Genomic DNA, 11,895 nt, shown 5'->3' with positions numbered 1-11,895 from the left:
GCTCAAATGAGGGCAAGGCCAACGGCCCCCGTTATATAGGGCGCCCTCATGTCCCTCGACCTCAAGCGCGTGGCCTCCGAGCCCCTCACCTCCTCCGCCCCCCTGGTGGAAGAGCTTCGCAAGGCGGAGAAGCCCCGGACCCAGCATCGGCTGGGGCTGGAGCACGAGAAGTTCATCTATCCCGTGGGGTCCGCCCAACCCGTGCCCTACGAGGGACCGAACGGGGTGGGGGCCCTGCTGGAGCGCATCGCCCCGGGCGGCTACGAGCCCTTCCGGGAGACGCCCCAGTCGCCGGTCATCGCGCTGCAGCGCGGGATGGCGGCCATCTCCCTGGAGCCGGGCGGGCAGTTCGAACTGTCTGGCAGCCCGTTCCACACGGCCCGGGAGGCGCACCAGGAGAACCTCCAGCACCTGAAGGAGACGAAGGCGGCGGCGTCCGCGCTGGGCCTGCGGCTGGTGGCGCTGGGGTACCGGCCGGTGGGCACGCCAGGGGCGGGTGGGGTGGAGATGCCCTGGATGCCCAAGACGCGCTACCAGGTGATGCGCCGCACGCTGCCGGAGCGCGGCCGGCTGGCGCTGAACATGATGCTGATGACGTCCACCGGGCAGGTGTCCCTGGACTGGGCGGACGAAGCGGACTGCGTGCGCAAGACGGTGGCGGTGGCGCGCCTGTCGCCGCTGCTGGTGGCGCTGTACGCCAACAGCCCGCTCGTGGAGGGCAAGCCGTCCGGCTACATGTCCTTCCGCAGCCGCGTCTGGGAAGAGGTGGACCCCACGCGGTGCGGCTACCTGCCGTCCTGGTTCGACGGCTCGTTCTCCTACCAGGCCTATGTGGACTGGGCGCTGGACGCGCCGCTGCTGTTCCTGCGCCGCGAGGGCGAATACCGCCACCCGAAGCTCACCTTCCGTCAGCTGATGAAGGAGGGCTACGAGGGCAAGCCGCCGGACATGGGGGACTGGACGGACCACCTGTCCACGCTCTTCCCGGAGGTGCGGCTCAAGAAGGTGCTGGAGGTGCGCGGCGCGGACTGTGCCAGCGCGGAGATGACGGGGGCCCTGGGGGCACTCTGGCGCGGCATCCTCTATGACGCGAAGGCGCTGGAGGAGGCGGAGCTGCTCCTGCCCCGGCTGACCTTCACCGAGCACCTGGCCTTCCACGACACCGCGCGCCGCGAGGGCCTGGCCGGGAAGCTGGGGCCGCGCGAGCTGCACCGGCTGGCCGGGGAGATGGTGGCCATCGCGAAGCGGGGACTGCAGCGGTTGGACGCGGAGGACGCGCCGCTGCTCGCGCCGCTGGAGGCGGTGGCCGCGTCGGGCAGGTCGCCGGCGCAGGCGGTGCTGGACGCGTGGAAGGAAGATCCGCGTCCGGAAGTGTTGATGACGCGCTTCGAGCTGTGAAGCGCGGCCCTTCGCGGACGCGGACCTGGGGGCGGCGGGCTAGAAGCGGCCGCCCACGGTGATGTTGCCGTTGAAGAGGCTGCCCTTCGCGTCGTCGTTGGTGCCGGGGACCTCGACCAGCTCCTCGCCACCGACGAGGCGGTAGGTGGCGCGCACGCCGGCGGACAGGTGGCCCATGCGGTATTCGATGCCCGCGGCCAGGGGCAGCTCCGTCTGCCAGTCGTTGTTGTAGACGTCCTGGGAGCCCGAGGACGCGTGCAGGTAGCTCAGGCCCAGGCCCACGCCCACGAAGGGGTGCCACTTCTTGTCGACGATGGGGCCCAGCTTGCCCAGCAGCGTGCCGTTGTTGCGCCAGATGTGGTTGCCGCCGAGCACGCGGGCGTCATCGATGGGGATGTTCTGGCCTTCGTAGCCCACCTCCACGCCGATGTACTGATAGGGCTGGGCGTTGGCGGTGATGTTGAACAGGCCGCCCACGCCCGTCTCGTCGCCCAGGTCGCCGGTGAAGCCGCCCAGGCCAATGCCCACGTCCAGGCCGCCCTGGACGCCCTCCTCGTTGTAGCTGAGCTTGCGTGACACTTGCGTCGCGTCCACCGCGAACGCCGGGCCGGCCACGCTGACACCGGCCGCCACCAGTCCAGCCATCATTGAAGTCTTTCTCATGTCCAGGCTCCTCCTGCTTGAAGTGTGGGACCTGGAATGGAAGCTGGGACGGAGGGGACGGACAGCGCACCCGCCCGGAGGACGGAGCCAGGGGGCCGAGGGCCTCAGCGGCGGCCGAAGAGCTTCTTCAAACCGGATAGCAGGCCGCCTGGCCGGGCTTCCGGTTCGGTGTGGAAGGGCGAGCGGGCGAGGAGGACGTCGCGGGCGGAGTCGTCCAGGTCCTCCGTCGCGAGCGTCACGGGCTGCCGCTTCGCGCCGGGCAGGGTGGCGCTGAAGGCCAGGGTGCCGTCGGTGGACAGCTCCAGGTGCACCTCCACCTCACCGGGGCGCTCCACGGTGAGGCTGAGGGCGCCGAGCCATTCGTTCTCCGCGACGGTGGGGGCGGTGCCCTGGAAGAAGGCGAGCACCAGCGGGCCGGGGACGGTGAGGGGGATGACGAGCGTCTTGGACGTGGGCAGGCGGGTGTTGCGCTCCAGCACGCGGCGGAAGGTGCCGGCGTCCTCGGCGACGCCGATGGGCGCGGTGAGGACCTCCGAGACGCTGGCGGCGGGCTTGCCGGTCTCCGACAGCAGGAGCGCGTGGCCGAGCAGCGCGGCGCCGCGCACCACCGCGGTGCGGGCGTCCACGCCGTCGTCGCGCACGGGGACGCCCAGGCTCTCCTCCAGGCGGCGGCGCACGAGCGGCGCGCGGGACTGGCCGCCCACGAGGAGCACGGCGTCCAGGCCTTGAGGGGAGAGGGCGTTGGACTCCAGCACCTCGCGGGTGACGGAGACGACGCGCTGGGCGAGGTCGGCGGTGAGGGCCTCCACGCGCTCGCGGTCGAGCGTGGGGCCGGGGCCCGTGGGCAGGACGACGTCCACGCTGTCCTTCGTGGAGAGGGCCTCCTTGGTGGACTCGGCGAGGGTGCGCAGGGGACCCCAGTCGAGCGGATGTTCGGGGCGGGGGTGGCCCTGTTCGGAGAGGTCGCTGACGAGTGCCTCGGCGATGCGGCCGTCGAAGTCCATGCCGCCCAGCGTGGGGTCTCCGCCGGTGGTGACGACCTCCAGGTCATCGCCGGTGACCTGCACGACGCAGACCTCCAGGCCGCCGCCGCCCAGGTCCACGACGAGGACGCGCTTGCGAGCGAGGCCCCGGCCGTGCGCGTACGCGAGCGCCGCGGCGGCGCTGTTGGTGAGCACGCGGGGCACTTCCAGGCCGGCCATGGTGGCGGCTTCGCGCAGGGCGGCGCGCTGGCGTTCGGTGAAGTGCGAGGGCGCGCAGAGGACGGCGCGCGTCACCTTGCGGTTGAGGAACGTGGTGGCCGCCTGGCGCAGCTCGCGCAGCAGCATCGCGGTGAGGAGGGTGGGCGCGATGACGCGGCCGCCAAGCTCCACGCTCGCGTCGCCGTGGAGGTCGGTGGCGATGGGGAAGGGGAGCTGCGGGGAGAGCCAGCGGAGGTTCGGGGAGCGGGCGCGCACGCCGAGCAGACGCTTGAGGCCGACGGCGGCGCGGCGGGGCGCGCGGGCGGCTTCGACGAGGGCGGCGGCACCGACCTGGATTTCGCCGGAGCTGCTCACCGCGATGACGGAGGGAAGGCCCGAGCCGTCGATGCCGGGGATGGGGATGGGCGTGGCGACGCCGTCGATGAACGCGGCGACGCGGGCCTGAGAGGTGCCCACGTCGATGCCGAGCACGATCTCCGCCGCCGCGGGCGCGCTGACGGGCACGGCGGGGGCCAGGTCGAAGAGTGTGCGGCGGCGGCTGCGCGCGGCGGCGGTGCTGGTCTGTGCGTCAGCGGAAGGCGGCGGCGCGATGATGCTGACGGGGGGCGCGGCGTCGTCGGCACGGGGAGACGGCGTCGCGGCGGATGCTTGCGAAGACGGCTGTGCCGAAGCCGTGCTGTCCGGAGCTGTGGCTTCGTGAGCGCGTGGAGCCTGTGCTGCCGCGGGCTGCGCGGCTTCGTCCGAGCGGCGTGTTACGGCCGGGGCTTCCTCAACGGTCGGCTTCGTGTCGACCGCGAGCGCAGCCGAGGAGTCTGGGACTGCTGGAGCGGTCGGCTTCGCGTCGGACGCGAGCGCAGCCGAGGAGTCCGGGGTCGCTGAAGCGGTCGGCTTCGTGTCGGACGCACGTGCAGCCGAGGCGTCCGGGGCCGCTGGAGCGGTCGGCTTCGTGTCGGACGCGAGCGCAGCCGAGGCGTCCGGGGTCGCTGAAGCGGACGGCTTCGTGTCGGACGCGAGCGCAACCGAGGCGTCGGGAGCCGTTGGAACGGACGGCTTCGCGTCGGGTGCGAGCGCAGCCGAGGCGTCCGGGGGCGCTAGAGCGGTCGGCTTCGCGTCGGACGCGAGTGCAGCCGAGGCGTCTGGGGCCGCTAGAGCGGTCGGCTTCGTGTCGGACGCACGTGCAGCCGAGGCGTCCGGGGCCGCCGGACCGGACGGCTTCGTGTCGGGCGCGAGCGCAGTCGAGGAGTCCGGAGCCGCTGGAGCGGTTGGCTTCGTGTCGGGCGCGAGCGCAGTCGAGGAGTCCGGAGCCGCTGGAGCGGACGGCTTCGTATCGGACGCAAGTGCAGCCGAGGAGTCCGGAGCCGCCGGAACGGACGGCTTCGTGTCGGACGCGAGTGCAGTTGATGCGTCCGGGGCCGCCGGACCGGACGGCTTCGTGTCGGACGCGAGCGCAGCCGAGGTGTCCGGAGCCGCTGGCGCGGACGGCTTCGTGTCGGAAGCGAGCGCAGTCGATGCGTCGGGGGCCGCTGGAACGGACGGCTTCGCGTCGGACGCGAGTGCAGTTGATGTGTCCGGGGCTGCTGGAACGGACAGCTTGGGGTCGGAAGCGAGCGCAGCCGAGGAGTCCGGAGCCGCTGGAGCGGACGGCTTCGTGTCAGATGCGAGCGCAGTCGCGGCATCCGGGGCCGCTGGGGTGGAGACCGGTGGGGACGAAGCCTCCTCACTGGTCCCTGGGGGCGGTGCTTCCGGAGCTGCGTACGGTGTCTCTTCGCGCGACGCCACGAACGACGAAGCCGTGGCGTTCGTGGAGAGCGCTTCCGACTCGTCCGCGGTCGTGGAGGGGGTAGGGGGCTCCGCGGTCAGAACCGCTTCGTGCTCTGTTTCTTGGACCGACGCAGGTTCGTATTCGAGCGGAGCGTCGCCCGCGAACGCTGCATCCGCCGCGAAGGGCTTCTCCGCTTCGGCGGCGGTCGAGTCGTTGGCTGGAGGCGGTGCGGCGGAGCCGACGAGCGCCGTCCATGCATCCTCGGTCGGCAGTTCGGCCATGACGACCGTCGATGAGTCTTCCTCTTCCTGCGGAGGTGCGGAGTCGGGGCCAGTCGCATGGCTCCAATCCACCGCGTGCTCATCGAACGACGTCGTGACGACTGGCTCGTCGAGCACGGGTTCCGTGTTCGACTCTTGTCCCGGTTCATCGGCGGGTGACGTGGGGGCGGCTTCGCCCACCGTCGACGCGGTTGCTTCGACAGCCTGTTCAAGCGCCGCGCTGAACGGATCCACGTCCTCCGAGGCGGCGCTGAATTGGCGCGGAAGGGAATCCGGGTCGATGCCCCATGCGCGAAGACGCTCGGCCTCCCGTTGGCTCGGCGTCACCCCTGGCTCCGGAGCCGGGAGCGGTTCTTCCGGGGCGCCTGCCTCGACGTCGGAAGCAGACGTGTCGGGGAGGGAGTCTCCTACCGCTTCGGAGTCCGGAGCTGCCGAGAAGGTCTCTGGGGAAGGGAGTGCCTCCTCGGGAGCGCCTTCCATTGCGACGGCGTCCGGCGCGGCCGGGAAATGCTCCGCCGGATGGAACGGTGCCTCGGTGCCGACTCGCTCTTCCGAGTCCTCCACTGCCCGGGAACTGCTCTCTTCCGGAGGGAGCGCCGGAGCCGTGGCGCTTCCCGAAGCGTCGAACTCCGGTGCGGACGAGGAGTCGGACGCTGCCGAAGCGGGTTCCGCCTCGGGCTCCATGCTGAGGTCGACGTCGAAGTCGAACGACTGGTCGGTATCCGCCCGCGCCTCATCCGCGACGGCCGTCGCTTCGACGCGCGCGGGTTCCGTTTCGCCGGAAGCGCCCGCGGAGGCCAGGCCACCGGTCTCCTCCGTCCCGGATGCGGAGACCCACTCGGAATGCTCGGGAGCGGGTGGGGCTCCGAGCACGGCGTTCGGATCAAACGCCTCCACTGACGCGGGAGTGAAGCTGACGGGCGTGGATGCATCGCCACCGTCGCTACCAGCAGCCGGATCCGCTGAGACATTCTCCGCATCGCCGACGGTCCCGGCACGGCCTTCATCGGGCGCCGAGTGCGTCCCGGCTTCACCCGCGCTCTCGGAGGACGCAACCGCCGCCGCTGGCCGGACCGTGAACATCTCCTGGGTCGACCGTTGCAGCTCCGCGTCGGCCGGACGCCTCCGCGCCCTCTGCGAAAAGCCCACCTCCGGAAGTGGCGCGAGTTCCTCCTCCTCTTCGGCAGCGTGCTCCGGAAAGAGCGACACCGGCTCATCCGGCTCAGCCAGGTCCGGCGGAGCGACGGCGACGACGGGCAGCTGCACGGCCGGCAACGTCATGGACGCTTTCGGCGGCGGAGCCGGGCTGACCGGCGCAGGCACTGCCTCCGTAACGGCGCGTGCGACAGGCCGTGACGGATTCACGGCCGGGATCCGCCGCACCAGCCCTGGCGGCAGCGGCGCGGCCTCCGTCCTGGGCGCGGCAGGCGAAGCCACCACCGCCTCCGTCCCGCCCCGCCGCGTGACGATGCGATCGATGAGCGCCTTGCTCGCCGCATCCAGCTTGGTGAAGCGCACCGTCATGCCCGTGCGGGCACTCCCCGCGTCCGGCTGCGCCTTGAGCACCACGCCTTCACCGCGCAACAGCCGCGTGCCGTCCGCGAGGACGAACTCGAACGCCAGCCCCGTGCCCTCCGGCTTGAGCGCGCGCGTGGCCACGAACACTCCACCGCGCCCCACGTTCGAGCCATACCGCTCGATGAACTCCTCCTCCGCCGTGTACGGCAGTCGGATGCGCAGGGGGAGGAGCTTGGGGGCCGGCCCGGTCATCGCAAGGGGATCCGCACGTCCCCGCCGGAGCCCCGCACCACGAGCGCCAGCCCATCGTCTTGCACGGCGTCCGGTGGCACCTCGAACAGCAGCACCAGCTCCGTGCGCTGCGCGGGCGCCCACGTGGTGGGCAGGGGCTTCGTGCCGGCCACCGCCTGCGCGTCACGCGCCAGCGGATACGTCTGCCCCTTCGCGTCCGTCACCTTCGCGCCGTCCAGCGTCAGCGGCGCGGGCATCCCGCCCACGTTCTGGGTGATGAGCTCCACGCGCAGGAACAGCTCCTCCGTCGTGAGCCCCAGCCCCACCTTGCCGGAGCCGCCCTTCACCGAGTGCGACGCCTCCAGCCCCGTCACCTTCATCGCCACCGTGTCCACGTGCACGGTGTCGTTGCGCTCGGGCAGGCGCAGCTTGCGCGGCCCGTTGTCGCCCATGCCCGCGGCCAGGCCCGCCAGCTTCGACTCCTCCGGCTCCCGCTGAGCAGGCTGTGGACGCGTGGCCGCGGTGCCGCCCTGCTTCACCCGGTCCGCCTCCGCGCGCAGCTTCTGGAGCGTGCGCGCTTCGGCTTCCTGGCCCTCTTCGGGCGTGGAGGCTTCCTTCGAGCAGCCCCCCAGAAGGAGGGCCGCCGTCAGGAACAGCTGGGTGCGGGATGAAGCGCGGGGACTCACGCCGGGCTCGCGCCCTTCACCAGCTCGTAGAGCTTCTCGAGCGCCACGGGCAGCTTGTCCGCGTCCGGGCCACCGGCCTGAGCCATGTCCGGCTTGCCGCCGCCCTTGCCGCCCACTTCCTTGGCCATCTCGCGCACCAGGTTGCCCGCGCTGATGCCCTTGGCGACGACGTCCTTGGTGAGCGCCACCAGGATGACGGCGCGGCCGTCCTTCTCACCGCCAATGGCAATCACGCCGGAACCGATGCGGTCGCGCAGCTGATCCGCCATGCCGCGGAACACCTTGTCGTCCGCGGGGTCCACACGCGTGGCCAGCACCTTCATGCCGTTGACCTCGCGCGCCTGGTCCATGAGGTCCTTCTGCGAGGCCGACTGGGCCTTCACCGAGACCTCCTCCACCTTGCGCTCCAGCTCCTTCACGCGCTTCTGGGTGGCCTCCACGCGGAGGGCGACCTCCTTGGGGTTCGTGCGCAACAGCGCCGCGACCTTCTTGAGTTCGTGCTCCTGCTCGCGCACGAACTGGAGCGCGCCCACGCCCGTGACGGCCACGATGCGACGCACGCCGGAAGCGACGCCGCTCTCGCTGGTGACCTTGAACAGGCCGATGTCACCGCTGCGCTTCACGTGGGTGCCGCCGCAGAGCTCGGTGGACTCCGGGTGCACGGTGACGACGCGCACGGTGTCGCCGTACTTCTCACCGAACATGGCCACGGCGCCGGACTTCTTCGCCTCGTCCAGCTTCATGACGCGCGTCTGGGCATCCGCGTTGTCGCGCACCCAGGTGTTGACCAGGTCCTCCACCTGCTCCAACTGCTCCTGGGTGGCGGGGGAGAAGTGGGAGAAGTCGAAGCGCAGGAAGTCCGGCGCGACGACGGAGCCCGCCTGCTTCACGTGCTCGCCGAGCACGCGCTTGAGCGCCTTGTGGAGCAGGTGCGTGGCGGAGTGGTTCGCGCGGATGGACTTGCGGCGCTCCACGTCCACGGACGTCTGCACCATGTCCCCGACCTTCAGCGTGCCTTCCTTCACCTCCACGCTGTGGACGATGAGCCCCTGCACCGGGCGCTGCGCGTCCTTCACCTGCACCACGGTCTTGCCGCCGTGCGCGACGATGCGGCCGGTGTCGCCCTGCTGGCCGCCGGACTCGCCGTAGAACGGAGTGCGGTCCAGCACCACGTCCACCGTGGCGCCCGCGGAGACCTGGGGCACCTCCACGCCGTCCTGCATGAGCGCGAGCACGCTGCCTTCGCCCTCGTGGCCCTCGCCGTCGTAGCCCAGGAACTGGGTGGGCGCGGTGCGGGAGAGGACGGTCTGGAAGATCTCCGTGGTGGACTTCTTCTCGCCGTGGAAGTCCTGCTCGGAGGCTTCCTTCTCCTTGAGCTTGTTGAAGCCCTCCAGGTCCACGTCGTAGCCGCGCTCGCGCGCGATGATCTGCGTGAGGTCCCACGGGAAGCCGTAGGTGCCGTGCAGCAGGAAGACGACGTCGCCGGAGAGCAGCTTGCCGCCGGAGGCCTGGAGCTTGGCCAACTCCTCGTCCATCAGCTTGAGGCCGCGGTCGAGCGTGCGGCGGAAGCCCTCTTCCTCGTGCTTGGCGACTTCGAGGATGAAGGTGCGGCCGTCGCGCAGCTCGGGGAACGCGTCGCCCATGAGCTCGATGACGCGGTCAACGACCTTGAAGAAGAAGGGCTCCTTGATGCCCAGCTGCGTGTCGCCGTGGCGGATGGCCCGGCGCATGATGCGGCGCAGGACGTAGCCGCGGGCCACGTTGGAGGGCTGGACGCCATCGGCCACGAGGAATGCGGTGGCGCGGGCATGGTCGGCGACCACGCGCTGCGAGGCGCCGGTCTCCTGGGAGTAGGGCTTGCCGCACAGCTCGCTGACGGTGGCGAGGATGCCCTGGAAGAGGTCGGTGTCGTAGTTGGAGCGCTTGCCCTGGACGACGGACGCGATGCGCTCCAGGCCGGCGCCGGTGTCGATGGACGGCTTGGGCAGCGGGATGAGGGGCGCGTCCTTCTCCTTGCGTTCGAACTGCATGAACACGAGGTTCCAGATTTCGAGCCACCGGTCGCAATCACACGCGACGCCCTGGCACTTGCGGCCCGCGGCCTCTTCGACACAGGGGATGTCGTCGCCCTGGTGGTAGTGGATTTCGGAGCAGGGGCCGCACGGGCCGGTGTCGCCCATGGCCCAGAAGTTGTCCTTGTAGCCGAGCTTCAGGATGCGGTCGCGAGACACGCCCTCCTTGGCCCACAGCTCGAAGGCCTCTTCGTCCCAGGGGATGTTGTTCTCGCCGTTGAACACGGTGACGGCGAGCCGGTCGATGGCCAGGCCCAGGCGCTTCGTCACGAACTCCCAGGCGAACGAGATGGCGTCGGCCTTGAAGTAGTCGCCGAAGGAGAAGTTGCCGAGCATCTCGAAGAACGTGTGGTGGCGTGCGGTGTAGCCCACGTTGTCGAGGTCGTTGTGCTTGCCGCCGGCGCGCACGCACTTCTGGGACGTGGTGGCGCGGCGGTAGTCCCGCTGCTCGCGGCCGGTGAAGACGTCCTTGAACTGGACCATGCCGGCGTTGGTGAACAGCAGGGTCTGGTCGCCAACGGGCACCAGCGAGGACGAGGCCACGCGGCGGTGGGCGCGCTCCTCGAAGAACTGGAGGAACGCCTCGCGAATCTGGGAGGCGGTGAGGGCGGAAGGCATGGTGTGGGTATATGCCACAAGAGGGCCGGGCGCAGCAGTTCCTGGACGGGTCATCCCCAGTGGGACGGAGCATGTAGGCAGGGCTGACGACCGAGGGGCAGGGGAGCGGCCAGGGCCCTTGTGGGCGCCCTGTTCAGCACGCTCGCCGAACCCCGTCCTGGATCACCGCCGTCCGCCGTCTCTACGCGCCTTCTGAGTAGGGACACGCAACTCCTGGCGCCATTTACCGACAATGTAGGCAAGCCTCCCCGCTGCTCAACTCGGCTCCCCCTCCCGAGGTCCCCCCATGGTCCAGGTCACGCGCCCTTCCAGCCTCACGCCGTCCACCCAGACGCGGGTCGCGCCGGAGGCCCCTGCCCGGGCCAATTCCGTGAAGGGCTTCAACGCCGTGGTGAAGGGCGACAGCTTCAGCTCGGGCGCTCCGGCGGGTTCGCAGCAGGTCAATGCCCTGCGCCTTCCCATCCCCTGGCCTGGCAAGGGCGAGGCGGACAAGATCGGCTGGATCCAGAAGGCGTATCCGCCCGCGAAGGACTCCACCGCGGAGTTCATGAAGCTCAACCAGGCGGTGCGCGCGGGCCAGAACGTGATGCCCCCCGAGGCCAAGGACTGCGTGTTCCTGGCCGTGGGCGGACTGCTCTCCGAGGCGGCGCCCAAGCAGATCTACTTCGACAAGAACCTGGACGCGCTGGAGGCCCAGGGCCTTCAGGTGGGCCGGGTGCCCGTGGACACGGACATGGGCGTGGAGCACAACGCCGCCATTGTCCGTGAGGCGGTGCTCGAGGCCTCCAAGAACGGCAAGCAGGTGGTGCTCATCGGCCACAGCAAGGGCGGCCTGGACTCGGCGGCGGCCCTGTCGATGTACCCGGAACTCAAGGAGCACGTGCGCGCGCTGGTCACCATCCAGTCGCCGTACGGCGGCTCGCCCATGGCGCAGGACCTGCTGGACAACCCGCTGGTGCGCTACGGCGTGGGCGGCGCCATCGAGGCGCTCGGCGGCAGCATCCAGGCCGGTGAGGACCTGACGTACGACTCGCGCAAGGAGTTCCTCGCGAAGCACCCGATGCCCGAGGGCATCCCCACCGTCTCCATGGCCTCCACCACCGCGAACCCGACGTCGCCGCTGTTCGCCATGCAGGAGTACATGCACCAGCGCTACGGCGTGAAGTCCGACGGCCTGGTGCTGCCGCAGGACGCGTTCATCCCCGGCTCCAAGTCCGTGACCCTGTCTGGACTGGATCACCTGGATTCGACCGGGACGACGCTGAACCCGTTCAAGCCCTACCAGCCCGAGGACCTGACCCTCTCGCTGGTCGCGATGGCGCTGAAGATGCCCAAGGGGTAAGCGTTCACGGGGTGGTGCTCGCCTGAGGGGGCGGTGAGGCAGCGAACGGTGGGCCTCACCACGCTCGACGTGGGCCGGGGGCGGATTAGAAATAATGGGGCGTGGCCACGCCCGACCCAAGA

General features: G+C 70.6%; 6 protein-coding genes. 2 read left to right on the top strand and 4 right to left on the bottom strand.

All coding sequences use genetic code 11. From position 1 onward, the window contains the following. The first annotated feature begins 48 nt into the window (after positions 1 to 48). The gene (locus D7X32_RS39560; protein WP_120607696.1) at positions 49 to 1,398 is read left to right on the top strand and encodes a glutamate--cysteine ligase; all 1,350 of its coding nucleotides are present in this window, start codon (positions 49 to 51) and stop codon (positions 1,396 to 1,398) included. Positions 1,399 to 1,437: 39 nt separating this feature from the next. Here D7X32_RS39560 and D7X32_RS39555 read toward each other — a convergent pair whose 3' ends face one another. From D7X32_RS39555 to alaS, 4 genes are all read right to left on the bottom strand, one after another. Continuing rightward, positions 1,438 to 2,061, bottom strand: a complete 624-nt coding sequence (locus D7X32_RS39555) for a hypothetical protein (protein ID WP_120607695.1) — start codon at positions 2,059 to 2,061, stop codon at positions 1,438 to 1,440. Positions 2,062 to 2,165: 104 nt separating this feature from the next. After that, positions 2,166 to 7,076, bottom strand: a complete 4,911-nt coding sequence (locus tag D7X32_RS47250) for a TIGR02266 family protein (protein ID WP_244239441.1) — start codon at positions 7,074 to 7,076, stop codon at positions 2,166 to 2,168. Next, on the bottom strand, positions 7,073 to 7,741 hold the full coding sequence (locus D7X32_RS39540; RefSeq protein WP_120607694.1) for a hypothetical protein: 669 nt from the start codon (positions 7,739 to 7,741) through the stop codon (positions 7,073 to 7,075). The genes D7X32_RS47250 and D7X32_RS39540 overlap by 4 nt, the downstream gene beginning before the upstream one ends. Further along, complete coding sequence (gene alaS, locus D7X32_RS39535; protein WP_120607697.1) at positions 7,738 to 10,431, bottom strand: alanine--tRNA ligase; 2,694 nt, start codon at positions 10,429 to 10,431, stop codon at positions 7,738 to 7,740. The genes D7X32_RS39540 and alaS overlap by 4 nt, the downstream gene beginning before the upstream one ends. 286 nt (positions 10,432 to 10,717) lie before the next feature. Here alaS and D7X32_RS39530 point away from each other — a divergent pair, with 286 nt between their 5' ends. Further along, positions 10,718 to 11,773: an esterase/lipase family protein gene (locus D7X32_RS39530; RefSeq protein WP_120607693.1), complete on the top strand. Its 1,056-nt coding sequence runs from the start codon at positions 10,718 to 10,720 to the stop codon at positions 11,771 to 11,773. Positions 11,774 to 11,895: the final 122 nt, after the last annotated feature.

This window comes from Corallococcus carmarthensis, assembly GCF_003611695.1.
In the GTDB taxonomy this organism is placed as follows: Bacteria; Myxococcota; Myxococcia; order Myxococcales; family Myxococcaceae; genus Corallococcus; species Corallococcus carmarthensis.
Note: the sequence above shows the minus strand (reverse complement) of the source record. Positions and strands in the feature narration are given on the sequence as shown.

Excerpts from the sequence above, each read along its gene's own strand:
- D7X32_RS39530 (WP_120607693.1), top strand. The coding sequence starts at position 10,718 with ATGGTCCAGGTCACGCGCCCTTCCAGCCTCACGCCGTCCACCCAGACG.
- D7X32_RS39560 (WP_120607696.1), top strand. The coding sequence starts at position 49 with ATGTCCCTCGACCTCAAGCGCGTGGCCTCCGAGCCCCTCACCTCCTCC.
- alaS (WP_120607697.1), bottom strand. The coding sequence starts at position 10,431 with ATGCCTTCCGCCCTCACCGCCTCCCAGATTCGCGAGGCGTTCCTCCAG.
- D7X32_RS47250 (WP_244239441.1), bottom strand. The coding sequence starts at position 7,076 with ATGACCGGGCCGGCCCCCAAGCTCCTCCCCCTGCGCATCCGACTGCCG.
- D7X32_RS39555 (WP_120607695.1), bottom strand. The coding sequence starts at position 2,061 with ATGAGAAAGACTTCAATGATGGCTGGACTGGTGGCGGCCGGTGTCAGC.